The organism is Nakamurella panacisegetis (genome assembly GCF_900104535.1).
In the GTDB taxonomy this organism is placed as follows: Bacteria; Actinomycetota; Actinomycetes; order Mycobacteriales; family Nakamurellaceae; genus Nakamurella; species Nakamurella panacisegetis.
The window spans coordinates 4626212-4650502 of record NZ_LT629710.1; the positions used below are offsets into that span (position 1 = coordinate 4626212).

A 24291-nucleotide genomic window follows, 5' to 3' on the forward strand; every position below is an offset into this window, starting at 1 on the left:
ATCCGAACCGCCACGCAGACTTTTTCAACGACGTCGCCCAGATGCGGAATCCTCGGATGTCTTCCGGCCCGGCGTCTTCCTGGAAGGAGGTTGACCCTCTCGCCGAGGAGGCGACGCCGATGGGACGCAAGAGTGTGGAGTTCGTCAGTCGAATCCCCGAGATTCCGGCGGCACAGCTCACGACCGGTGATCAGTCTCCAGGGTAGACGCATGTCACGTCCGGCGGCAACAAGCCCGGCGCGTGTCGTCGGATCGGTTCGGTGGCGTCACGGCGAGGGCTGGTCCGGTCCGGGCCGGCAATCCGGAGGTCTGCGTATACTTGCCGCGACTAATAGTTATAGCTCTGGAAGCATTGGACTGCACCGTGACGACTGCCCCCGTCGAACTGACCAGCCGGCGAAAGACACTGATCCTGGCCATCTGCTGCATGAGCCTGCTGATCGTTGCGATGGACGGCAGCATCGTGAACGTCGCCCTTCCGGCTCTGCGGACGGACCTGCACGCCAGCACGTCCGGGCTCCAGTGGGTGATCGACGCCTACACCCTGACCCTGGCCGGTCTGCTGATCCTGTCCGGCTCGACCGCCGACCGATTCGGCCGACGCCGGACCTTCCAGATCGGGCTGGCCTCGTTCACTGCCGGGTCGGCCTTGTGCAGCCTGGCACCGAACCTGACCTTCCTGATCGTGGCCCGCGTCGTCCAGGCCATCGGCGGCTCGATGCTCAACCCGGTGGCGATGTCCATCATCACCAACGTGTTCACCGAGCGGCGCGAGCGGGCCAGGGCGATCGGGGTCTGGGGCGCGATGGTCGGCGTCAGCACCGGCCTCGGGCCCGTGATCGGAGGACTGCTGATCCAGACCGTCGGCTGGCGCTGGATCTTCTGGATCAACGTGCCGATCGGCGTCGCGGCGATCGTGCTGGCCTGGCTGTTCGTCCCCGAGTCCAAGGCGGCCCGGGCCCGGCGGCTGGACCCGGTCGGGCAGGTGCTGGTCATCGTGACACTGACCGGCCTGACCTACGCGATCGTCGAATCGAGCCGCCTGCACTGGGGTTCGCCGACAGTCTGGACATTCATCGGGATCGCCATCCTGGCCCTGATCGGGCTGCTGCTCTACGAACCGCGCCGCCAGGACCCGCTGATCGATCTGCGATTCTTCACCAGCGCTCCGTTCTCCGGGGCGACGGTCGTCGCGGTGTGCGCGTTCGGCGCCTTCGCCGGCTTCCTGTTCCTCAACAGCCTCTACCTCCAGGAGGTCCGCGGGTACTCGGCCCTGCAGGCCGGCGTCACCGTTCTCCCGATGGCCCTCATGACGTTGATCTTCGCGCCGGTGTCCGGCCGGTTGGTCGCCGCCGGGAAGGCGCGCGGGGCCATGATCGGGGCCGGCACCGGCCTCGCTCTCGGCGCCGGCGGCCTCACCGTGATGACGGCGACCACGCCGATCCCCTACCTGCTCGGCTGCTACGTCGTCTTCGCCGTCGGGTTCGGACTGGTCAACGCGCCGATCACCAACACGGCGGTGTCCGGCATGCCGATGAGCCAGGCCGGTGTGGCCGCCGCGGTCGCGTCCACCAGTCGGCAGATCGGGAGCACCATGGGCGTCGCCGTGATCGGCTCCGTACTGGCGGCCGGTGCGGCCGGTCTGGTCACCGCGGGCCACACCCCTTCCGAATCGGCTGGGATCCTGGCCAACGCCGGCATCGCCTGGTGGATCATCAGCGGCTGCGGGGTCGCCGTCGTCGTGCTCGGGGTGGTCACCACCGGCAGGTGGGCCCGGAGCACGGTCGGACGAGCCGCCGAACTCATGGAGGCCGACGACGAGCGGATCCCGGAGGCGGCACGCGGATGAGCCTGGAACAGGAGCGGTCCGATCTGTGGGTGAGGATGTACGAAGTGGTCACCGATCACCTGGCCGGACGAAGGGCCGCGGTCGCCGAGCAGCTCGGCATCAGTTTCATCAAGGCGAAGGCGCTGCGTCGCTTGTTGCCTCACCCCTTGGGGATGGGCGAGCTGACGGCCGAGCTGAACACCGACCCGCCCTACACCACGCTCCTGGTCGATGACCTGGTCGATCGGGACCTGGTCGCCCGCGCCACCGACCCGTCCGACCGGCGGCGCAAGCTGGTCGCCCTCACCCCGCGCGGCGCCGAGCTCGCGCGGGCGGCGCAGCGGATCCTGGCCGAGCCGCCGGCCGGATTCGACCGCCTGGAACCGGAGGACCTCCACCGGCTCGTCGCGATGTTCAACCAGATGTCGGTCGGGCACTTCGGTCGGTCGTGACGGTGGCTCCGGCGGTGCAGACAGGCACCTGGGCCGCGACGAAACCTGGACGCCGCCAACGGTTCAGATCCAGTTCCGACCTGACCAGGGCCAGGACCGACGGGCCGGCCCCGGAAATGACGGCGGCGATCCCCTCGGACCGCAGATCCTGCATCAGGGCCGCCGATTCCGGCATCGCACCGGCCCGATAGGGCTGGTGCAGTCGATCGCCGGTCGCCTCCAGCAGGTAGCCGGGATCGGTGGTCAACGCGTGCACCATCAGCGCCGCTGCGGCCACGTTCGCCGCCGCGTCCACATGGGGAACCTGTTGCGGCAGCAGGGCTCTCGAATGATGGGTGGACGACGACTGGGAAGCGGTGAACACCACCGCCCTGACATCCGGATGCACCTCCCGACGCACCGCGGCCGCGGTCCCGTCGGCCCGGGTCCAGGCCAGCGTGAACCCGCCGAGCAACGCCGGGGCGACATTGTCCGGGTGGCCCTCCATCCGATGGGCCAGCTGCAGGATGTCGTCGTCGGTCAGGGCGGTCCCGGTCGGGAGCAGACCCCGGCCCAGCAGGAGCCCGGCGACGATCGCGGCGGCCGACGAACCCTGCCCACCACCGTGCGGGATCCGGTTCCGGCAGCGCAGATGCACACCCGGCAGCTCCAGACCGGCTGTCGCCCAGGCCAGCGCCATCGCCCGCACCACCAGATGACGCCCGTCCGTCGGCACCTCGCCGGCCCCGATGCCCTCGACATCCACCCGCAGACCCGACGGCGAGAGGCTGGCGACGGCCTCGTCGTACCGCTCGATGGCCAACCCGAAGCAGTCGTACCCCGGGCCGAGGTTGGCCGAGGTGGCCGGAACGCGAACCGTCACGGTCGCCGCCGCCTCCGCGCCGAGATCGGCTGCGGTGCCGACGAATTCGGTCACGTCAGGTCCAGCGCGTCGGCCACGGCCTCGGCGACCACCGGAATGACGGTCGGCGCGGTGAGCGTCATCAGCGCGGTCTGCGGGTCCTTCAGACCGTTGCCGGTCACCGTGCAGACCACCCGCGCACCCTTCGGCAGTCGACCGTCGGCCGCGGTGGCCAGCAGGCCGGCGATCGAGGCCGCCGACGCCGGTTCCACGAACACTCCCTCGGTGGTGGCCAGCAGCCGGTAGGCGTCCAGGATCTGCTCGTCGGTGACCATGTCGATCAGTCCGTCGGAGGCATCCCGGGCGTTGATCGCCCCGTTCCACGACGCCGGCGCACCGATCCGGATCGCGGTGGCGATGGTCTCGGGATCCGAGATCGGGTGGCCCAGCACCAGCGGCGCGGCACCCGCGGCCTGGAAGCCGAACATCCGGGGTAGCCGATCGCTGATTCCGTCGGTCCGGTACTCCGAGTACCCCTTCCAGTAGGCCGTGATGTTGCCGGCGTTGCCGACCGGCAGGATGTGGATGTCCGGCGCATCCCCCAGGACATCGCAGATCTCGAACGCGGCCGTCTTCTGACCCTCGATGCGGACCGGGTTGACCGAGTTGACCAGAGCGATCTCCTCGTGGGACGCCGCGGTCTTGCGCGCCAGTTCCAGGCAGTCGTCGAAATTGCCCTGGACCTGCAGGATCTTCGCGCCGTAGACAACGGCCTGGGCCAGCTTGCCGGTAGCGATCTTGCCCTCGGGAATCAGGACGGCGCAGGTCATCCCGGCCCGCGCGGCGTAGGCCGCGGCCGAGGCCGAGGTGTTACCGGTCGAGGCGCAGATGACGGCCTTGGCCCCGGAGGCCAAGGCGTGCGTGACGGCGACCGTCATGCCCCGGTCCTTGAACGAGCCGGTCGGATTGGCCCCCTCGATCTTGAGCCAGACATCCGCCCCGACCAGCTGCGACAGCGCCGGAGCGGGCAACAACGGGGTCCCGCCCTCGAACAGGGTGATCGGCTTGGCACCGGGCGGCACGGCCACCCGATCCGCGTACGCCGCGATCAGGCCGGGCCAACCGGCGCCCTGTTTGCTCATCGCTGCTGCCCTGCCGTTCACGCCACATCTCCCATGACTCGCATGACAGACGTCACGCGGTGGACCGAATCGAGCTCGGATAAACGACTGACCGTGGCCGACAACGCGGCGTCGGGCGCGGAGTGCGTCACCACGACCAGCGTCGCCTCGGCCTCGCGCCCCTCCTGACGGACGGTCGAGATGGAGACGCCAGCCTCGGCGAAGGCCGTCGCCACCGCGGCCAGCACACCCGCCTTGTCGTCCACGTCGAGGCTGATGTGGTACCTCGACGGCACCTCGCCCATGGGCTGCACGGGCAATGCGGCGTAGGCCGATTCGCGGGGCCCGCGGCCACCGCTGATCTTGTTGCGGGCCACCGCCACCAGGTCGCCGAGCACGGCCGAGGCGGTCGGCGCGCCGCCGGCCCCGGGACCGTAGAACATCAGTCGCCCGGCCGATTCGGCCTCGACGTAGACCGCGTTGTACGCACCGTCCACCCCGGCCAGCGGGTGGGCCCGGGGCAGCATCACCGGATGGACCCGGGCCGAGACGGCGTCCCCGGTACCGGTGTTCACCCGCTCGCAGATGGCCAGCAGTTTGACCACACAACCGAGCTCGGCGGCGGCGCTGATGTCGGCCGCGGTGACGTCGGCCATGCCCTCGCGATACACGTCGGCCGCGCCGACCCGGGTGTGGAAGCCGATCGAGGCCAGGATCGCGGCCTTGGCCGCGGCGTCGAACCCGTCGACATCGGCGGTCGGATCGGCCTCGGCGTACCCGAGCCGGGTCGCCTCCTTGAGGGCCAGTTCGTACGACGATCCGTCAGCCGTCATGGCCGAGAGGATGAAGTTGGTGGTGCCGTTGACGATCCCCATGATCCGCGAGATCCGGTCTCCGGCCAGTGACTCCCGGATCGGACGGATCAGCGGGATCGCACCGGCCACGGCCGCCTCGAAGTACAGGTCCGCCCCGGCCGCGTCGGCCGCCTCGTACAGGGCCGGACCTTCCTCGGCCAGGAGCGCCTTGTTCGCGGTGACCACCGCGGCGCCGCGGCGCAGGGCGGTCAGCAGCAGGTCTTTGGTCGGGTCGATACCCCCGATCACCTCGATGACGACGTCGACATCCTCCCGGGCGACCAGGGCGGCCGCGTCGGTGGTGAGCAGTTCGGCCGGGATGTCCGGGTGCTGGTGCGGCCGCCGCACGGCGACGCCGACCAGTTCCAGCGGGGCACCGACCCGGGCCGACAGCTCCTCGCCCTGCTCGCGGAGCAGCCGGATCACCTGGGTGCCGACCACACCAGCGCCGAGTACGGCGACCCGGATCGGTGTCATCGCCGGCCCCGCTTGGCCAGGGTCCGGAACAGGAACACCGCGTACACCAGCAATGCGACGACCATGGCCACGGCGACCAGGGTGATGGTGAGCTTCAGCCCGTAGGACATCGAGGGCTTCACCAGGACCACCACGATCAGCACCGCGGCGAATCCGAGCAGGATGACCGCGGGTACGACGGAGGGCTCCCTCGGGGGGGTCGTCCCGTTCGGGTCAGGGTTGGTCACCAGGTCTCCAAGCGCATCAGGTCGTCGTCGGTCTCTCGGCGCAACAGCTGACGGGACGTACCGTCGATCACCGCGACCAGCGGCGGCCGCGGCAGCCGGTTGTAGTTGCTGGCCATCGAGTAGCAGTAGGCCCCGGTGGCCGCGACCGCGATCAGGTCGCCGACCGCGATGTCCGCAGGAAGGTAGCAGTCCCGGACGACGATGTCCCCGCTCTCGCAGTGCTTGCCGACGACGCGGCAGCGGGCGGCCGGCGCATCGGACGACCGCGAGGCCAGCACGGCGGTGTAGTCGGCGTCGTACAGGGCGGTGCGGATGTTGTCGCTCATCCCGCCGTCGATGCTGACGTACTTGCGCACCACGCCGCCGTCCAGATGCACGTCCTTGATGGTGCCGACCTCGTAGAGGGTGACGGTGCCCGGACCGACGATCGCTCGGCCGGGCTCGACCGCGATTCGCGGCACGGCCAGACCGGCGGCCTGGCACTCCCGTTCGACGATCTCGGTGAGCGACTTGGCCATGGCGTCCACCGGCGGTGGCGTGTCGGTCGAGGTGTAGGCGATGCCCAGCCCTCCCCCGAGGTCGAGCGTGGTGATCGAAGCGGCCAGGTCGGGGTGCGTCTTGATGATGGTCTTCAGCAGCCCGACCAGCCGGTGGGCCGACACCTCGAAGCCGGACGGGTCGAAGATCTGGGAGCCGATGTGCGAGTGCAGACCGATCAGCTCCAGGCCGGAGCAGGCCACGATCCGGCGGACTCCTTCGGCGGCGTCCCCGCCGGCCAGGGAGAATCCGAACTTCTGGTCCTCGTGAGCCGTGGCGATGAACTCGTGGGTGTGGGCCTCGACGCCGACCGTGATCCGGATCATCACCGGGATCCGGCGGGCCGAGCCGTTGCCGCCTCCCGACTCGAGATGGAGCCGCTCCGCGATGCCGGCCAACCGCGCGATCTCGTCGTAGGAGTCGACGACGATCGCTCCGATCCCGGCGTCGACGGCCATCTCCAGCTCGGCCTGCGACTTGTTGGACCCGTGCAGGGCGATCTTGGCCGGTGGGAAGTCGGCCCGCAGCGCCAGCGCCAGTTCACCGGCCGAGCAGACGTCCAGGGCGAGGCCCTCCTGGGCCAACCAGTTCACGATGTGCGTCGACAGGAACGCCTTGGCCGCATAGTGCACGTCACCGGCCGCGCCGAAGGCGTCGGCGAAGTCCTGGCAGCGGCTGCGGAAGTCCTGCTCGTCCATGGCCAGCAGGGGCGTGCCGTACTGCGCCGCCAGGTCGCGAACGTCGTTGCCGGCCAACGTCATCGCCCCGGTGGTGCGGCGCGCGCCGCGCGGCCACACGACCGGGTCGAGGTCGTTCAGGTCGACCGGGACGACCGAGGTGTGGTCGACCGGGATCTCGCCGTGCCGCGGACCGGCCGGATGGGCTCTCATGTCGAATCCTGATTCTGTGCGGAGATCTGGCTGTTGGCGCAAGCGGTCACCGCTGTACTCGGTCCGCTCCGGTCGATGATGCCCACCCGCGGCGGTCGGTCGGTCGTCACATGCGCTCGGGCGCGGTCACGCCGAGGACGGCCAGGCCGTTGGCCAGCACCTGGGCGGTCGCGGCGCAGAGCCAGAGCCGGGCCACGTTCGCGGCGGTCGGCTGCTCGTCGCCCAGCGGGAGCACCCGCACCGCCTCGTAGAACTTGTGGTAGCCCGACGCCAGATCCTCCAGGTAGCGGACCACCCGGTGCGGCTCCCGCAGCTCGGCCGAGGACGCGAGGATCTGCGGATAGGCGGCGAGCAGCGCGATGAGCTCGGATTCCTGCGGCGTGTCGAGCAGGGCCGGGTCGTAGCGGTCGCCGAGGTCGATCCCCAGCTCGGCGGCGTCCCGGACCAGCTTGGACAGGCGGGCGTGCGCGTACTGGACGTAGAAGACCGGGTTGTCCGACGTCTGTTTGGTCCACAGATCCAGATCGAGGTCGAGCGTGGTGTCGACCGAGTAGCGGATCAGGGAGTAACGGGCGGCGTCGACCCCCAGCGCCTCGATGAGGTCATCGAGCGAGATCACCGTCCCCGCGCGCTTGCTCATCCGGACCGGTTCGCCGTTCTTGACCAGGAAGACCATCTGCCCGATCATCACCTCGACCACGTCGGGATCGTCGCCGAACGCCTCCGCGGCGGCCTTCAACCGGCTGATGTACCCGTGGTGATCGGCTCCGAGCATGTAGATGCACAGGTCGAACCCGCGCGACCGCTTGTCCAGGAAGTAGGCCAGGTCGCCGGCGATGTAGGCCGGTTCGCCGTCGGACTTGACCACGACGCGGTCCTTGTCGTCGCCGTAGTCGGTGGTCCGCAGCCACCAGGCACCGTCCTTCTCGTACAGGTGCCCGGACGCCTTCAGCCGATCCACCGCCGTCGTCACCGCGCCGCTCTCGTGCAGCGAGTCCTCGTGGAAGTAGACGTCGAAGTCGGTGCGGAACGCGTGCAGGGTGGCCTTGATCTCGTTGAACATCTTCTCGACACCGGCCGTGCGGAACAGCTCGGTGGCCTCGGCGTCGGGCAGGGCGGCGGCACCGGGGTTGGCCTCCTGGATCGTGTTCGCGATCTCCAGGATGTAGTCGCCGCCGTACCCGTCCTCGGGCGCCGGCAGTCCGCGCGCGGCGGCCAGCAACGAGCGGGCGAACCGGTCGATCTGCGCACCCGCGTCGTTGAAGTAGTACTCCCGGACGACGGTGGCCCCCTGGGTGCTCAGCACCCGGCCCAGCGCGTCGCCGACGGCGGCCCACCGGGCTCCGCCGATGTGCACCGGGCCGGTCGGGTTGGCCGAGACGAACTCCAGGTTGATCTGCTTGCCGGCCAATGCGTCGGACGCGCCGTAGGCGGGGCCGGCGGCGATCACCTGGCCCACCACGGCGGCCGCGGCGGCCGTGTCAAGGCGGATGTTGAGGAAGCCGGGACCGGCGATGTCGACGCCCGCGATCCCGTCGGCCCTGGCCAGGTACCGAGCCAGCACCTCGGCGATCTTCCGGGGCGGCAGGCCGGCCGTCTTGGCCAGCTTCAGAGCGACCGGTGTGGCGTAGTCCCCGTGCTCCCGGGAACGGGGTCGGTCGATGGTGATCTCGTCGGGCACCGTCAGGCTCAGGTCGCCCGCAGCGACCGCCTCGGACAGGGCAGCACGAACAACATCGGCCAAGCGAACGGGATTCACCCACTCATTCTAGGAAGACACAGCACCTGCTTTGTGCCACGGCCGCCGGAACGCCACCCGACGAAGGCACCGCAGGGGCGTCGGAGGCGCCGATCCGCCGCTCCGCCACGCCCAGCGGCGGCTCACATCGAGGTCACCGATTGCACCCGTAGACTCCAGCGGTCTACCCCCGGTCCTTTCCCGATCGGTCCAGCGCGTGATCAGAACGAGGTCGAACCACCGATGATGGCTAGCGGTAAGAATGCCAAGAAGTCCCGTGCGGCGGCGCCCGTCGTCAGCCGGCGGCAGGGACTTCCCTGGCTGACCATCGGCGCGGTGGTCGTCGTCCTGCTGCTCGTCGGCGGCATCTTCACAGTTGTCTACTCGAAGAACCGGTCGAACAACGAGGCCGCCGCGGCGGTAGCGCCGTTCGTCCCGTCGGCCACCAACAAGGACCCGTCGACCAAGATCACCGGCATCTACGCCGGGAAGAGCACCGTGGCCGCCAACGGGAGCCTCAGCTTCACCGAGTACAAGTCCGCGCTGCACGTCACGTCGACCCAGCGAGTCGCCTACGACCGGTACCCGCCGGTTGGCGGCCCCCACGACGCCGAATGGGCCGACTGCAACGGCGACATCTACACGACGCCCATGCGCAACGAGAACATGGTTCACCCGCTCGAGCACGGCGCCGTCTGGATCACCTACAACCCCAAGACGATCGCCGCCGGTGACCTGGACAAGCTCAAGGCCATGGTGAGCGGCCAGACCTACCTGTTCCTGAGCCCCTACACCGACCTGAGTTCCCCGATCTCGCTGCAGGCCTGGGCCCACCAGCTCAAGGTCGACTCGGCGGGCGATCAGCGGATCCAGGAGTTCATCACCGCCCTGCGCCAGAACTCCTACATCGCGCCGGAACCGGGCGGCAACTGCTCGCAGCCGGGCTTCACCCCGACCGCCCTGATCACCACGCCCCCGACGGCCGGCACCGACACGGTGCAGATGAACGGCACCGGGGCCGCGGCGGCCAGCGGCGAGGCCGGCGCCGGAGCCACCGCATCCGGTGCGGTTGCCTCCTCCGGTGCTCCTGCTTCGTCCGGTGCAGTCACGACCACCTCGACGTCGACTGCGGCCACCACCAGCAAGTAGGGAACGTCGACCTTGACGCAGGAAAGTCCTCCCCCGGCTCCGGATGACGTGAACCCGCCGTCGGCCACGGTGTCGCCGCGCACTGCCGGGCCAACCGGCCTGTCGATCCTCACTCGCTGGGGCTCTCGCGGCACCGCGACGATCCTCGGGATCGGCGCGTTGGTCCTGGTGCTGATCGGCGCGACGATCGGGCTCGCATTCGCCCACAACGGCACGCAGACGGTGTCGATCAGCGCGCAGGGGCAGGATCCGGTCGACACCGGATTCGCGCGGGACATGGTGGTGCACCACACGCAGGGCGTGACCATGGCCCACATCGCCGAGCTGAACTCGACCGACACCGAGGTCCGATCGGTGGCCTACGACATCGAGTACACCCAGACGTCCGAGATCGGCACCATGAACGGCTGGCTCGACCTGTGGGGTGTCCCCCGGCTCACCCTGGGCAGCACCCACATGTCCTGGATGGGGTCGACCGGCATGGCCGACATGCACGACATGACCACGGCCACCACCGCCGCCACGTCGTCCGGCCTGTCCGACGGTGCCGTCATGCCCGGCATGGCTACCGACGCCGAGATCGCGAAGTTGCAGAGCCTCAAGGGCAAGGCCTCGGACATCTACTTCCTGCAGTTGATGGTCCGGCATCACGAGGGCGGCGCCGCGATGATGACCTACGCCGCGAACCACGCGCTGTCCCCCGTGGTGCAGAACTTCGCCAGCAAGATGCTGGAGGCCCAGACGTCCGAGGTCGGGGTCATGACCGGCATGCTCTCCGCCCGCGGGGCGAAGCCGCTGGCCTTCACCGCACCGACCGGGTGACCGGAGTGCGGTGCGGTTGCACCGTTCTCATGCGGTAGAGTTCTGCTTCGCGCCCCCGTAGCTCAGGGGATAGAGCACCGCCCTCCGGAGGCGGGTGCGCAGGTTCGAATCCTGCCGGGGGCACAGGCGCATGCGGCCGGTTCAGTCGAGAGACTGGACCGGCCGTTCTGCTGTCCGCGCCCGGTCTGCTGTCCGCGCCCGGTGTCGCCCGCGTCGGCCCGGCAGATACCCGCCGGCCTACGCGGTCTTCGTGCTGGGCTCGGCTTTCGGCTTCGCGGCTCGGGTCGACGTCTTGGCCGAGCCGGTCCGCGCGCGGGTGGTCTTCGGTTTCGCGGCCGTCTCGGCCACTTCGGCCTTCTCGGCGGCGGGCTTGCGCGACCGGGGCTTGCGGGCAGGGGCGTCGTCGCTGCCGTCCGAGGCCTCGGCCGGAGCCTGGGCTGCCGGTTCACCCTTGCTGCGCGCGACGCTCCGTTGCAGGGCGGCCAGCAGATCCAGCACCTCGGCGTCCTCGCCCTCCGCGACGGGCGTGGCCGGGAAGGCCTGCTCCCCTTCGAGTTTCGCGTCGATCATCTGCTGCAACTCGGCGCGGTAGGCGTCCTCGTGCTCCTCCGGGTGGAAGTCGTCGGCGTAGGAGTCGACCAGCAACGCGGCCATCTGCTTCTCGGCCGGGGACAGCTTCACCTCGGTCTCCAGCGACTTGAAGGACGCCTCGCGGATCTCGTCCGGCCACCGCAGGGTCTGGAGCATCAGCACGTCACCGCGTACCCGAAGCGCAGCCAGCCGGACCTTCTGGCGCAGCGCGAAGTGCACGATGGCCACCCGGTCGTTCTCGGCCAGCGTCTCGCGCAGCAGCACGTAGGCCTTGGCCGACTTCGAGGCCGGCTCCAGCAGGTAGCTGGCGTCGTACAGCACCGGGTCGATCTGCTCGGCCGGGACGAACGAGAGCAGGTCGATCTCGCGTTCGGAACTGGTCGGCAGACTCTTGAGGTCCTCGTCGGTGATGATCGCGGTCCGGCCGTCCTCCGCCTCGTAGGACTTCGCGATGTCGCTGAACGGCACCACCTCGCCGTCGATCTCACAGGTGCGCTGGTAGCGGATGCGCCCGCCGTCCTTCTCGTGCACCTGATGGAACTTGATGTCGTGGTCCTCGGTGGCGGAATACACCGCGACCGGGACGTTGACGAGCCCGAAGACCAGGGAACCCTTCCAAATGGAGCGCATCGGACCATGATGGACCAGTTCCGCCCGCGTCGTCACCCCAACCGGCACCAAACGCTCTCGCCAACGCCGGCCGATCCGATGGGTGAAGATGATCCGATGACCGAACCGGATCTGCTGCACGCGGCGGTCGACGAGTTGTACGCGAGCCCGATGCCCGAGTTCACCGCCCGCCGCAAGGCATTGGCCGCCGCCGCCCGCCAGGCCGGCCACCGGGACGTGGCGACGGCGATCGCCGCCCTCCGCAAGCCGACGCTGTCCGCCGACACACTGAACCGGCTGGTCCGGGCGGCCCCCGATGAGGTCGACGAGCTGCTGGAACTGGGCGCCGGTCTGCGTCGGGCCGAGCAGGAGCTGGACGGACCGGCTCTGCGGGAACTGTCCGGACGGCGCAAGGCGCTGGTCGCCGACCTGACCCGGCTGGCGTTCGACATCACCGGACAACCGAACCCCTCACCGTCGATCCGGGACGAGGTGGTCGCCACCCTCAACGCCGCACTCGCCGATGAGCAGGTGGCCGACCGGTTGATCTCTGGGGCCCTTGTCACACAGGCCCGGTGGGACGGCTTCGGTTCGACCTCGCTGCCCGAGCTGGCCGCCGTGCTCCCCCTGCGCCGGCCCCGGACTCCCCCGGCGACCCCACTGGCGGCGCCGAGATCGACGACCGAACACGTCGCTCGACCTACGGAACCGACACCGAAGCGCCGTCCGGCCGACGACCGGGGAACGCGCCGGACCGACGCCGCCTCCGAACGCAAGGCCGCCCAGGACAAGGCAGCGGAGGACAGGGCCCGCCGGGAGCGGGAGCAGCGGATGGCCCAGGCCCAGCGGGAGGCCGACGAGGCCGACGCCGAGGCCGCCCACGCCGCCGCCGATGTCGCGGCCATCGACCGCCGGATCGACGAGTTGACCGCCGAGATCACCGAACAACGCCGGCGACTGGCGCAAGCCCAACGGAGGTCCAGATCGGCCGACGTCCGCAGGCGGGCCGCCCAGCTCGCCCTGACCCGCACCGGCGGCGGCCGGCCCGGCTGATCCCCGCCCGATCGGATCCGACAAGTCAGACCCGGCAGACGATCTCGCCGTTGAGCACCGCGAACCAGCCGTCCGGGTCGGCGGCCCAGGTACGCCAACCGGCGGCGATCGCAGACAGGCCGGCCTCGTCGGTGAAACCTCGGGCGACGGCCTGCCGTCCGAATTCCGACGACACCACGCGCTCGGCCCACAGACCGCCCCACCAGGAACGCTCGGCTTCGGTCGAGTAGCACCAGACCGACGCCGACGAGGTGACATCGCTCAAGCCGGCCCGATGCGCCCAGTGCCGCAGGAAGCGGCCACCATCGGGCTCGGCGTGGTTGCTGCGGGCCACCTGCTGGTACAGCGTCATCCAGTCGTCGAGGGCGGGCAGCCGCGGGAACCAGGCCATGGCCGCGAAGTCGGCGTCCCGGGCCGCGACCAGGCCGCCGGGCCGGGTCACCCGGCGCATCTCCCGGAGGGCCCCCACCGGGTCGGCCAGATGCTGCAGAACCTGGTGGGCGTGCACCACGTCGAAAGCCGCCTCCTCGACGTCCAGCTGATAGACGTCGCCCACCGCGAATTCCAGGTTGGCCACGCCGGCGAAGGCGGCGGTCGCCTCGGCGATCACCGCGTCACCCTGGTCCAGGCCCCGAACGAGGCCGGGCGCAACGCGCTCGGCAAGGTCGGCGGTGATGGTGCCCGGGCCGCAACCGATGTCGAGCAGAGCCATCCCGGATCGCAGCTGCGGCAACAGGTACGCAGCCGAGTTCTCTGCGGTGCGCCAACGGTGGGAACGCAGCACGGAATCATGGTGGCCGTGGGTGTATCGGGCACCGGACATGTTCGCCTCACAGGTCTTCCGGAGGAATCAGGGACATTCCGACCATAGCCGCTGTTTCACGGAATGAGAACTAAATCCCATATTCTGGAATAGGCTAACCTGGCCCGGCACTGTGGCCCGCGCAACACTTCCGCAAAAGGTTGCGTAACTTCTCGCAAGGAGCATCGATGACGTCTTCAGGTTCACTGCGGGTCGGAATGGTCGGCTACGCCTTCATGGGAGCAGCCCACTCCCACGCCTGGCGAAATGCTCATCGGTTCTTCGACCTGCCTCTGACCCCCGAACTCACCGCCCTGGCCGGACGGAACCCGGAGGCGGTGCAGGCTGCCGCCGACCGGATGGGTTGGGCCTCGGTGGAGACCGACTGGCGTCGCCTGATCGAGCGGGACGACATCGACCTGATCGACATCTGCACACCCGGCGACACCCACGCCGAGATCGCCATCGCGGCCCTGAACGCGGGCAAGCACGTGCTCTGCGAGAAGCCGTTGGCCAACTCCGTGGCCGAGGCCGAACTGATGACGGCGGCCGCCGATGCGGCCGCGGCGCGCGGGGCGCTGGCGATGTGCGGTTTCACCTACCGGCGCACGCCGGCTCTGGCCCTGTTCAAGCAGATGGTGGCCGCCGGAGAGGTCGGTACCATCCGGCAGGTCCGAGCCCAGTACCTGCAGGACTGGCTGTCCGACGAGAACTCACCGCTGACCTGGCGGATGGACAAGGAGAAGGCCGGCTCCGGCGCTCTGGGCGATATCGGGGCCCACATCATCGATGCGTCCCAGTTCGTCACCGGCCAGCAGATCACCGGCGTCTCGGCCGTGATGGAGACCTTCGTCAAGCAGCGCCCGATCGGCGGCGACCTGGTCGGGCTGGGCGGCCGCGGCCAGACCGGCGATGACGTCCCCAAGGGTCCGGTGACGGTCGACGACGCGGCGATCTTCACCGCGCGGTTCGACGGCGGCCCGATCGGAGTGTTCGAGGCGACCCGGTTCGCGCTGGGGCGCCGGAACGCACTGCGCCTGGAGGTCAACGGGTCGGCCGGGTCCATCGCGTTCGACTTCGAGGACATGAATACCCTCTGGTTCTACGACGGGACGGACCCGGCCGGGCGGCAGGGCTTCCGGCGCATCCTGGTCACCGAGCCGGAGCACCCCTACGTGGGCGCCTGGTGGCCAGCCGGGCACGGCCTGGGCTACGAGCACGGCTTCACCCACCAGGTCGTCGATCTGGTGGGCGCCATCGCCTCGGGCACGCAGCCGACGCCGTCGTTCGCCGACGCACTCGGTGTGCAGCGGGTGCTGGGTGCGGTCGAGGCGAGCGCCGGGAACAACTCCGCCTGGCAGACGGTCACCGGCTGACCAGCCGCCGACCGGCCGTCCCGATCAGCCGCCGAAGGGCGCCGGAGGCAGGCCGCGGACCCCGGCGTCGAAGGTGAAAACCGCCCCGGCGCTGGGGTTCTCGCCGTTCTCACCATCGCGCGAGGTGGTGATGAACAACTGGTCGAGCCGATCGCCCCCGAGCGTGCAGGCTGTGACCTTGGGGACGGGAAGTTCGATCACGTCCTCGAGGGTGCCGGCCGCCGAGTAGTGGTGCACGGCCGCGCCACCCCAGAGCGCGACCCAGATCCCGCCCTCGGCATCGACGGTGAGCCCGTCCGGCGACCCGACGGACGGGTCGATGGTGACGAACGGGCGGCGCCCGGCGAGTGCCCCGGAGGTGTCGGAGTCGAAGACGTCGACCCGGCCGGTCGGCGTGTCGACGTAGAAGGCGCGCGTCGCATCGGCGGTCCACGCCAACCCGTTGGAGATGGTGACGTCACCGAACACGGTCTGCGCGTCGCCGGCCGGCGACAACCGGTACATCGTCCCCGCCCCCGGCGTCTGCTCGTAGGCCATGGTCCCGCAGAGGAAGTTACCGGCCGGGTCACAGGCGCCCTCGTTGAACCGGATGGCGTCGCCGGGGAACACCTCACCCAGGGAGCGAACCGGACCGTCGGGGACGTCGGCGAGCACGAACTCCCGCTCGGTCGCGATCACCACGCCGCCGCCGACCCGGGGCCGGAACGCGGCGGCGACCGAGCCCACCGACCAGCGCGTCACCGAGCCCGTGGCGGAGTCCAGGTGCAGGATGTCCCCGGCCAGCATGTCGACCCACCGCAGGCCGCCGAGGGCAGCGGCGAACACCGGTCCCTCACCGTGGTTGGCGTCAGGGGCAGTGAGCTGGGTGGCGCGCGGCATGGCGTGTCCTCTTCGCATGGGCGTTGGTGGCTGTCGGCCGACAGTAGTGCCCGGACTCGCCGCGGTCGGCCATCGCACTCCAGATCACCCACCGGCCGGTCCGGACGCGTCCGGCCGGCCGGCCTTCGTCAACGACTGATCTCGTCCAGTTGCGCTAGGTCGTCGGCCGACAACGACAGATTCGCCCCGGCGATGTTCTGCCGTAGATGATCGCGCTGCGACGTGCCCGGAATCAGCAGGATGTTCGGTGAACGCTGCAGCAGCCAGGCCAGAGCAACAGACATGGGTGCCACTCCCAAGCGGGCAGCCACCGACGCCAGCACGGCCGACTGCAGAGGAGCGAACCCACCCAGCGGGAAGAACGGCACGTAGGCGACACCGGCGGCGGCGAGCCGGTCGATCAGATCGTCGTCGCTCCGGTACGCCAGGTTGTACATGTTCTGAACACACACGATCGGACCGATGTCCTGTGCTTCGGCGATCTGCTCGCCGGTCACGTTGCTGACCCCGAGATGCCGGATCAGACCCTGCCTCTGAAGCTCGACCAGGGTTTCGAACGGTGCCGCCAGCGAGCCGGAGTGCGGCCCTCGGGCGTCACCCATGCGCAAATTGACGAGGTCGAGGGATTCGATCCCCAGCGCGTCCAGGTTCTCACGCACATGCCGGCGCACGTCGTCCGGTTGCCGAGCGGTTGGCCAGCCGCCGCGTTGGTCGCGATCGGCGCCCACCTTGGTGACGATGTGGAGCGAGTCGGGATAGGGATGAAGGGCCTCGCGGATCAACTCGTTCGTGATGCGGGGGCCATAGGCACCACTCGTGTCGATATGGGTGATCCCGAGTTCGACGGCGTCGCGCAAGACGGCCAGGGCGCCATCGTGGTCGGCCGGCGGACCCATCACGCCGGGCCCGGCGAGTTGCATTGCCCCGTAGCCGAATCGGGTGACCGTCAGGTCACCGAGGGTCCAGGTCCCGCCGGGCAGTGAGGTCGGAGTTGCGATCATGTCTTTGCTGTCTCTTCCGTCGAAGGGTGGCGATTCCCGCCCCGAGCCCTCATCATGGAAGCGTCACTTCCCGTTGGGAAGTAGGCACCTGAGAGTGCGTGCCCCAACTTGAGAACTGGAAGAAGAACGGTGCTGGCAGTGACGACCACGACCGACGGGACGAAGGCGGAGTTCGACGCCTTCCTGGCGCAATGCCCCAGCCGTCAGTTGCTCGACCGGATCTCGAACAAGTGGGTCACCCTGATCCTCTGTGCCCTGAGCGACGACGCCGGAGCGGGCACCGCACCTCGGGCCCTCCGCTACTCCGAGCTGTCCCGGCTCATCGGCGGGGTCAGCCAGAAGATGCTGACTCAGACCCTGCGGTCACTGGAACACGACGGCCTGCTGACCCGCGCGGTGACCCCGACCGTCCCCATCAGCGTGTCCTACGAGCTGACCGAGCTGGGCCGTTCCTTGCACCAGATGACGCGAGGTGTCCGAACGTGGGCGCAGAGCCACATGGCCGAGGTGCTGACCCACCGCCAGATCCACGAAACCGATCGGGCCTGACGACCGGAGGCGGTCAGTCGGGCCGGAGCCGGTGGTCGCCGATCGCGAGGACGTATCGAGATGATTTGTCACGCCGGGGCCTCGATGCGACTATCGCGCACTCGGAAGACCTTGCCTGTCGGGTGGGCGCGGACGGGTTCGAACCGCCGACCGCCCGGGTGTAAACCGGGAGCTCTTCCGCTGAGCTACGCGCCCTTGCCGTGCTGACCGAGCCAGCGCGCCGCGCCGGTCACGACCGTGGACCGGCTCGCACGATGATGCCATGTGAGTCGGTCCGGCGGAAAGCCGTCGGAGCGGGGTCAGCTCACCGGCAGTGCGGCTACTGCGCGCTTCCAGGACGACTGATCCCGCGCCACTCCGGGCTCGTTCACCTCGGCGAAGGTCACCACGCCGTCCAGGCCCACCAGGAACGTGCCGCGCAGCGCCATCCCGCCCTGCTCGTGGAAGACACCATATTCCTTGGCCACCGCTCCGTGCGGCCAGAAATCGGACAGCAACGGGAAGGTGTACCCCTGGGCCTGTGCCCAGGCCTTCAGGGCCGGCGCCGGGTCGGTGGAGACCGCGAGCACCTGCACCTGTTCGTTCTGAAACGAAGCCAGATCGTCTCGAACGGCGCACAACTCGGCCGTGCAGACGCCGGAGAAGGCGAACGGGTAGAACACGACGAGGACGGCCTTCTGGCCGCGGAAGCTGGAGAGCGACACCGGCGCACGGTTGGAGTCGGGCAGGGTGAAATCTGGGGCGATCGATCCGACTTCGACAGTCATGGTCCTGGCCTTTTGCAGTGGGGGCGGGGGCGCAACACGATGCGGCTCAGCGGCGGATGCGGCCCTGCTTGGCCCGGGCCAGTTTGGCCGTCATCCACGGCAGACCCCCGGGAACGGTGGTGGTCTGGGCCAGCCCGGCGGTGCGGGTCGCCTCGGCGATGTCGCTGGGCTCCACGTAGCCCGGGCGCCCGGTCTTGGGCGTCAGCAGCCAGATCACCCCGGTATCGGCCAGCAGGGTGATCGCGTCGACTAGCGCGTCGGTTAGGTCCCCGTCGTCCTCGCGCCACCAGAGGATGACTGCGTCGAGGACATCGTCCGCGTCCTCGTCGAGCAGCTCGGAGCCGATGATCGATTCGACCGCTTCGCGCAGTTCGTGGTCGACGTCGTCGTCATATCCGATCTCGCCAACTACGTCGCCCGCCTTCAGGCCGAGCCGGACAGCGACGGCTTCCGCCTGCCCCGAAACCTCAGTCACTGTGTTCTCTTGCCTTCCTACTACCTTGTTCACCGATGGTGCTGATCCCAGGACCATAGCCGCCCGGGTCACGAACCGGGCATTCCGACGTCACGGTGCCCGGGCGTGCCCAACATTATGCAAGGACGGCTTCCGACGGGAACTTTCGCCCCGCGGTTTCCGCACCTCGGTAGCCCGCGGCGGCGGCGGCGATGCGAATGGGAGAGGATGGGTGGCAGCGACTGCTCCCACCCGGGGCGGACGAAACCACCCCGTTCGACGACGGGCGGCTCACCGCCGACCGTGCGTCGTCCGCCTGACGAGGAGATCCCTTGGCTTCCTCCCTGACGCCGCGGCCGAACGTGGCCGACTCACCGGCTTCGCGGCACCACCTGATCCGTGACGGCTTCGCCGCCCAGTTCCCCGACGCCGATCCCGAAGAGACCCAGGAGTGGCTCGACTCGTTCGACGCCATGGTCGATGCGGGCGGTCAGCAGCGGGCGCGCTACCTCATGCTGCGGCTGCTCGGCCGCGCCGGCGAGCGCCACGTCGGGCTGCCCGCCCTGACCACGACGGACTACATCAACACCATCCCGACCGAGTCCGAGCCGTTCTTCCCGGGTGACGAGGAGATCGAACGGCGTTACCGCAACTGGATCCGTTGGAACGCGGCGGTGATGGTGCACCGCGCGCAACGCCCCGGCATCGGCGTCGGCGGCCACATCTCCACCTACGCATCCTCGGCCAGCCTGTACGAGGTCGGCTACAACCACTTCTTCCGCGGCAAGAACCACCCCGGCGGCGGCGACCACGTCTTCTTCCAGGGCCACGCCTCCCCCGGCATGTATGCGCGGGCCTTCCTCGAGGGACGCCTGTCGACCGACCAGCTCGATGGGTTCCGGCAGGAGGTCTCCCACCCGGGTGGCGGCATGCCGTCCTACCCGCACCCACGTCTGATGCCGGATTTCTGGGAGCACCCGACGGTGTCCATGGGCCTCGGCCCGATGAACGCCATCGCCCAAGCCCGGGTGAACCGCTATCTGCACCACCGCGGCATCAAAGACACCTCCCAGCAGCACGTCTGGGCCTTCCTGGGTGACGGCGAGCTGGACGAGGTGGAGTCGCGCGGCTACGTCCACCTGCCCGCGATCGACGGGCTGGACAACCTGACCTACGTCATCAACTGCAACCTGCAGCGCCTGGACGGCCCGGTCCGCGGCAACGGCAAGATCATCCAGGAGCTTGAGTCGTTCTTCCGTGGGGCCGGCTGGAACGTCATCAAGGTGGTGTGGGGCCGCGAGTGGGATGCGCTGCTGCACGCCGACAAGGACGGCGCCCTGGTCAACCTGATGAACACCACGGCCGACGGCGACTACCAGACGTACAAGGCGAATGACGGCGCGTACGTCCGGGAGCACTTCTTCGGACGGGATCCGAGGACCAAGCAGATGGCCGCCGGCATGACGGACGCGGAGATCTGGAACCTGCGGCGCGGCGGCCACGACTACAAGAAGGTCCACGCGGCGTATCACGCGGCCACCCACCACGTCGGGCAGCCGACGGTCATCCTGGCCAAGACGATCAAGGGCTTCCATCTCGGGTCGTCGTTCGAGGGTCGCAACGCCACGCACCAGATGAAGAAGTTGACCCTGGACAACCTCAAGTCGTTCCGCGATGAGCTGCACATCCCGATCAGCGACGCTCAACTCGAGTCCGACCCGTACCAGCCCCCCTACTACCACCCCGGCGAGGACGCCCCCGAGATCCAGTACCTGCAGGAGCGCCGGGCCCGCCTCGGCGGCTACGTGCCCGAGCGTCGCGTCACGGCCAAGCCGCTCGCGCTTCCCGGGGACGACACGTACAAGGTGCTCTCGCGTGGCTCCGGCAAGCAGGAGATCGCCACCACCATGGCGTTCGTCCGGCTGGTCCGCGATCTGTTCAAGGACCCGGAGATCGGCAAGCGGATCGTGCCGATCATCCCGGACGAGGCCCGCACCTTCGGTATGGACTCCTTCTTCCCGTCGCAGAAGATCTACAACCCGGCCGGCCAGCTGTACACGGCCGTCGACGCCAACCTGATGTTGGCCTACAAGGAGTCCGAGCAGGGCGTCATCCTGCACGAGGGCATCAACGAGGCCGGGTCCGTGGCCACGTTCACCGCGGTCGGCAGCACGTACTCGACCCACGGCGAGCCGATGATCCCGATGTACATCTTCTATTCGATGTTCGGGTTCCAGCGCACCGGTGACGGTCTCTGGGCCGCGGGCGACCAGATGTGTCGCGGCTTCGTCCTCGGCGCCACCGCGGGCCGCACGACACTGACCGGCGAGGGCCTGCAGCACGCCGACGGTCATTCGCACCTGCTCGCCGCGACCATGCCGCACGTCGTGGCCTACGACCCGGCGTACGGCTACGAGGTCGGCCACATCGTCAAGGACGGTCTGCGCCGCATGTACGGCGGTCCGGAGGCGTCCGGATCGGGCGTCACGCGGTCGGCCGGCGAGTTCGGCGGCGAGGACATCATGTACTACATCACCCTGTACAACGAGCCCTACGTCCAGCCGGCCGAGCCGGAGGGTCTGGACGTGGACGGCCTGCTCAAGGGCATGTACCTGCTGTCCCCGGCCGCCGACACGCAGGGCAAGGCCCGGGTGCAGTTGCTGGCCTCCGGTGTCGGTGTCCGTTGGGCCCTGGAGGCCCAGCAGTTGCTGGCCGAGGAGTGGGATGTGGCGGCCGACGTCTGGTCGGTGACCAGCTGGACCGAGCTGCGCCGGGACGGCGACACCATCGAACGGGCCAAGCTTCTCGACCCGGCCGGTTCGCACCCGGAGCCGTACGTCACGCGCGCCCTGGCCGACCGCCCAGGCCCGGTGATCGCCACCAGCGACTACCAGCGGGCCGTGCAGAACCAGATCGCCCCCTGGGTGCCGGGTGAGTTCGTGGCTCTCGGCGCCGACGGGTTCGGGTTCTCCGACACCCGGGCCGCGGCTCGCCGTCACTTCCTGATCGACGGCCCGTCGATGGTCGTCGCCGCGCTGTCCGCCCTCGAACGATCGGGCGGGTACCGGGAAGGGGCCGCGGCCGAGGCGGTCGAGCGCTACCAGCTGCACGATGCCAGTGCCGGAACCTCGGGCAACGCCGGCGGCGATTCCTGAGCTGAGGACCCTGCGGCGGATCTTGTCGGCCCACTTTTTGGGGCCGACAAGATCTGAGTCGCACCGGCGCAGCCGCGGGCGCAATCCCACACGGCGGATCTTGTCGGACCGCTTTTTTGGGGCCGACAAGATCTGAGTCGCACCGGCGCAGCCGCGGGCGCAATCCCACACGGCGGATCTTGTCGGCCCCCGATTTTGGGGCCGACAAGATCTGAGTCGCACCGGCGCAGCCGCGGGCGCAATCCCACACGGCGGATCTTGTCGGCCCCCGATTTTGGGGCCGACAAGATCTAGCCAAGGTGTTTTCCAGCACGGTATCTTTACGCCGTTGTTGCTCTTCTCTCGGCGCTACCGCGCACGTCACGGGGGTAAAGCGCATCCCCCCGGGCGGATATGGACCCGTTCGGGGTGTTCGACCCCGCGGCGGAGGTCGCGGACCAAGCTCGAGGAGAGCAGGCATGGCGCAGGGAACTGTGAAGTGGTTCAACGCGGAGAAGGGCTACGGCTTCATCTCCCCCGATGACGGCAGTGGCGACGTCTTCGTCCACTACTCCGCCATCGGCGGATCCGGCTACAAGTCACTCGAAGAGGGACAGCGGGTGACCTTCGAGGTCGAGCAGTCCCCGAAGGGACCGCAGGCCACCAACGTCACTCCAGGCGAGTGAACACATCCCCGGCGTCGTTCGGGGAGTACTGATCGATCGGGGCCGGTATCGCACTGCGGTACCGGCCCCGACGGCGTTGGGCGTGTGTCAACCGCCCGGCGGGGGCCGACGGTGGCTGACTGCTGCCCTCCGATGGCGGGGCATGCGTCATGCCGATCCGGACCGGGGCCGGTGACGAGGCAGACGCCGGCGGGCGGCCGGATCCGTGGTGCCGCGATTGTCTGAACTGGAAGGGACCGCCAACGGTGTTCGGGTTGATTGCGCCGTCTCGGCATCAACTGCAGGACGAGCTCCTCGAGCAGTGGCGGGCCCATCTGTGCGGACTGTGCCTCTCCCTGCGTGATCACCACGGTCAGCTGGCTCGGACCACGACGAACACGGACGCCGTCCTGACGTCGGTGCTGTTGCAGGCGCAGCGCGTCACACCGGCCCGGACCACCTCCGCCGGTCCCTGCCCGCTGCGGGGCATGCGCAGCGCCACGGTCATCGCCGCGGACGAGCTCTCGGCCCGGTTCGCCGGCACCGCCTCCCTCACCCTGGCGGCGGCCAAGCTGGCCGACCTGGCGGGTGAGCAGACGGCCGGGCTGGCCCCGTCCCGACCATTGGTGGGCCCGGTGGCCCGGAAGGCGGCCGGTCGACTGCGCCGCCGCGCCATGGCCGACCTCACCATGGCCGATTCGATCGACTCCCGCGGCATGCTCCTGGCGTTGTCCCGCCAGACGGAGATCGAGACGGCCGTGCGCCCCGGCGACTCGCTGATCGCCGTCACCCAGCCGTCGGCCGACGCGGCGGCCGCGATCTTCGCGGCCACCGCCCGGCTGGCCGGGGTGCCGCAGAACGCCGGCGTGCTGCGGGAGATGGGACACGCGTACGGCCGGATGGCGCACCTGATCGACGCGGTCGAGGATCAACGGGCCGACGTCCGCGCCGGTGCCTTCAACCCGTTGACGGCCACCGGACGGAGCGTGCCCGAGGCAAAGGCGTTGTGCCACCGGCTGTCTCGCGACATCCGACGTGGACTTGACCGGCTGGAGCTGGCCGACGGCCGGCTACTGCGCGTCCTGCTGGTCGATGTCGTACACAGCGCGCTGCATCGCGTCTTCGACCCGGCGACCACTGCCCCGGCCGGTCGCGCCCGGCATACGGCGGCGTCGACACCCACACCGACACCGACCCCCGATCCGCCCGATCCGAACGGCGGTGGTGGCGGTGGCCGGTCGGTCTGGCGCAGCGTCGCCCCCTGGGTCGCGATCTACTGCACCGGCTACGCCCTCTGCGCCGGGCACGTCAACCCCTGCACCGGACGCCGGCATGACGCCGGGTGTTCGAACTGCGACTGCGGAGACTGCGGGGACTGCTGCAACTGCGCCGACGGCGACTGCTGCAGTTGCGACTGCTGCGACTGCAACTGCTGATCGCGAACGATTCAGTGGAGTACTGCGGCGTGGCACGCT

Annotated in this window: 22 protein-coding genes and 2 tRNA genes; 11 read left to right on the top strand and 13 right to left on the bottom strand. The window is 69.4% G+C overall.

Features of this window, described 5'->3' with window-relative positions; all coding sequences use genetic code 11:
• Positions 1 to 427: 427 nt before the first annotated feature.
• Both BLS97_RS20845 and BLS97_RS20850 read left to right on the top strand, forming a co-directional pair.
• Complete coding sequence (locus BLS97_RS20845) at positions 428 to 1849, top strand: MFS transporter (RefSeq protein ID WP_090482819.1); 1422 nt, start codon at positions 428 to 430, stop codon at positions 1847 to 1849.
• Entirely contained in the window at positions 1846 to 2280 is a 435-nt protein-coding gene (locus BLS97_RS20850; RefSeq protein WP_090480076.1) for a MarR family winged helix-turn-helix transcriptional regulator, read from the top strand. Before BLS97_RS20845 ends, BLS97_RS20850 begins: the two co-directional genes overlap by 4 nt.
• On the opposite strand, the gene thrB is transcribed toward BLS97_RS20850, so the two are convergent.
• The 6 genes from thrB to argS all read right to left on the bottom strand — a co-directional run bounded on the left by thrB (position 2243) and on the right by argS (position 8986).
• Complete coding sequence (gene thrB, locus BLS97_RS20855; RefSeq protein ID WP_090480078.1) at positions 2243 to 3196, bottom strand: homoserine kinase; 954 nt, start codon at positions 3194 to 3196, stop codon at positions 2243 to 2245. The two genes, BLS97_RS20850 and thrB, sit on opposite strands and share 38 nt — an antisense overlap.
• Positions 3193 to 4263 (bottom strand): threonine synthase, encoded by a 1071-nt coding sequence (thrC, locus tag BLS97_RS20860; protein ID WP_090480082.1) that lies wholly within the window; start codon positions 4261 to 4263, stop codon positions 3193 to 3195. Before thrC ends, thrB begins: the two co-directional genes overlap by 4 nt.
• 17 nt (positions 4264 to 4280) lie before the next feature.
• Positions 4281 to 5573, bottom strand: a complete 1293-nt coding sequence (locus BLS97_RS20865; protein WP_090480084.1) for a homoserine dehydrogenase — start codon at positions 5571 to 5573, stop codon at positions 4281 to 4283.
• Entirely contained in the window at positions 5570 to 5800 is a 231-nt protein-coding gene (locus tag BLS97_RS20870) for a hypothetical protein (protein ID WP_090480087.1), read from the bottom strand. Before BLS97_RS20870 ends, BLS97_RS20865 begins: the two co-directional genes overlap by 4 nt.
• Positions 5797 to 7227, bottom strand: a complete 1431-nt coding sequence (lysA, locus tag BLS97_RS20875; RefSeq protein ID WP_090480090.1) for a diaminopimelate decarboxylase — start codon at positions 7225 to 7227, stop codon at positions 5797 to 5799. The genes BLS97_RS20870 and lysA overlap by 4 nt, the downstream gene beginning before the upstream one ends.
• A 106-nt stretch (positions 7228 to 7333) precedes the next feature.
• Positions 7334 to 8986, bottom strand: a complete 1653-nt coding sequence (argS, locus tag BLS97_RS20880) for an arginine--tRNA ligase (RefSeq protein WP_090480093.1) — start codon at positions 8984 to 8986, stop codon at positions 7334 to 7336.
• 225 nt (positions 8987 to 9211) lie between these two features.
• Between argS and BLS97_RS20885 the strand changes: the two genes are divergently transcribed.
• From BLS97_RS20885 to BLS97_RS20895, 3 genes are all read left to right on the top strand, one after another.
• Positions 9212 to 10114 (top strand): DUF3105 domain-containing protein, encoded by a 903-nt coding sequence (locus BLS97_RS20885; protein ID WP_090482822.1) that lies wholly within the window; start codon positions 9212 to 9214, stop codon positions 10112 to 10114.
• Positions 10115 to 10126: 12 nt separating this feature from the next.
• Complete coding sequence (locus tag BLS97_RS20890) at positions 10127 to 10936, top strand: DUF305 domain-containing protein (protein ID WP_157695590.1); 810 nt, start codon at positions 10127 to 10129, stop codon at positions 10934 to 10936.
• 51 nt (positions 10937 to 10987) lie between these two features.
• Positions 10988 to 11059 (top strand) — tRNA-Arg (locus tag BLS97_RS20895).
• A 114-nt stretch (positions 11060 to 11173) separates the two neighbouring features.
• On the opposite strand, the gene ku is transcribed toward BLS97_RS20895, so the two are convergent.
• On the bottom strand, positions 11174 to 12157 hold the full coding sequence (gene ku / locus BLS97_RS20900; RefSeq protein WP_090482825.1) for a non-homologous end joining protein Ku: 984 nt from the start codon (positions 12155 to 12157) through the stop codon (positions 11174 to 11176).
• A gap of 96 nt (positions 12158 to 12253) precedes the next feature.
• Here ku and BLS97_RS20905 point away from each other — a divergent pair, with 96 nt between their 5' ends.
• On the top strand, positions 12254 to 13189 hold the full coding sequence (locus BLS97_RS20905; RefSeq protein ID WP_090480100.1) for a hypothetical protein: 936 nt from the start codon (positions 12254 to 12256) through the stop codon (positions 13187 to 13189).
• A gap of 25 nt (positions 13190 to 13214) precedes the next feature.
• Here the strand turns inward: BLS97_RS20905 and BLS97_RS20910 are convergent, their stop codons facing one another.
• A complete protein-coding gene (locus tag BLS97_RS20910) occupies positions 13215 to 14012 on the bottom strand; it encodes a methyltransferase domain-containing protein (protein WP_090480103.1) in 798 nt (265 codons plus the stop codon).
• A gap of 167 nt (positions 14013 to 14179) precedes the next feature.
• Between BLS97_RS20910 and BLS97_RS20915 the strand changes: the two genes are divergently transcribed.
• Positions 14180 to 15367, top strand: coding sequence for a Gfo/Idh/MocA family protein (locus BLS97_RS20915; protein WP_090480105.1), 1188 nt, complete (start codon positions 14180 to 14182; stop codon positions 15365 to 15367).
• Positions 15368 to 15391: 24 nt separating this feature from the next.
• On the opposite strand, the gene BLS97_RS20920 is transcribed toward BLS97_RS20915, so the two are convergent.
• Both BLS97_RS20920 and BLS97_RS20925 read right to left on the bottom strand, forming a co-directional pair.
• Positions 15392 to 16246, bottom strand: a complete 855-nt coding sequence (locus BLS97_RS20920) for an SMP-30/gluconolactonase/LRE family protein (RefSeq protein ID WP_090480108.1) — start codon at positions 16244 to 16246, stop codon at positions 15392 to 15394.
• 128 nt (positions 16247 to 16374) lie between these two features.
• The gene (locus BLS97_RS20925) at positions 16375 to 17247 is read right to left on the bottom strand and encodes an oxidoreductase (protein ID WP_090480110.1); all 873 of its coding nucleotides are present in this window, start codon (positions 17245 to 17247) and stop codon (positions 16375 to 16377) included.
• A 138-nt stretch (positions 17248 to 17385) separates the two neighbouring features.
• On the opposite strand from BLS97_RS20925, the gene BLS97_RS20930 reads away from it, so the two are divergent.
• Complete coding sequence (locus BLS97_RS20930) at positions 17386 to 17796, top strand: winged helix-turn-helix transcriptional regulator (protein WP_231988233.1); 411 nt, start codon at positions 17386 to 17388, stop codon at positions 17794 to 17796.
• Positions 17797 to 17919: 123 nt separating this feature from the next.
• On the opposite strand, the gene BLS97_RS20935 is transcribed toward BLS97_RS20930, so the two are convergent.
• From BLS97_RS20935 to BLS97_RS20945, 3 genes are all read right to left on the bottom strand, one after another.
• A tRNA-Val gene (locus BLS97_RS20935) sits at positions 17920 to 17991 on the bottom strand.
• 104 nt (positions 17992 to 18095) lie between these two features.
• Entirely contained in the window at positions 18096 to 18563 is a 468-nt protein-coding gene (locus BLS97_RS20940) for a peroxiredoxin (protein WP_090480118.1), read from the bottom strand.
• A 46-nt stretch (positions 18564 to 18609) separates the two neighbouring features.
• Positions 18610 to 19038: a DUF3052 domain-containing protein gene (locus BLS97_RS20945; protein ID WP_231988234.1), complete on the bottom strand. Its 429-nt coding sequence runs from the start codon at positions 19036 to 19038 to the stop codon at positions 18610 to 18612.
• A 311-nt stretch (positions 19039 to 19349) separates the two neighbouring features.
• Here BLS97_RS20945 and aceE point away from each other — a divergent pair, with 311 nt between their 5' ends.
• The 3 genes from aceE to BLS97_RS20960 all read left to right on the top strand — a co-directional run bounded on the left by aceE (position 19350) and on the right by BLS97_RS20960 (position 24252).
• The gene (gene aceE / locus BLS97_RS20950; RefSeq protein WP_090480127.1) at positions 19350 to 22172 is read left to right on the top strand and encodes a pyruvate dehydrogenase (acetyl-transferring), homodimeric type; all 2823 of its coding nucleotides are present in this window, start codon (positions 19350 to 19352) and stop codon (positions 22170 to 22172) included.
• Positions 22173 to 22630: 458 nt separating this feature from the next.
• Positions 22631 to 22837, top strand: a complete 207-nt coding sequence (locus BLS97_RS20955) for a cold-shock protein (protein WP_090480129.1) — start codon at positions 22631 to 22633, stop codon at positions 22835 to 22837.
• Positions 22838 to 23082: 245 nt separating this feature from the next.
• Positions 23083 to 24252, top strand: a complete 1170-nt coding sequence (locus BLS97_RS20960) for a DUF5685 family protein (RefSeq protein WP_090482828.1) — start codon at positions 23083 to 23085, stop codon at positions 24250 to 24252.
• Positions 24253 to 24291 lie beyond the last annotated feature (39 nt).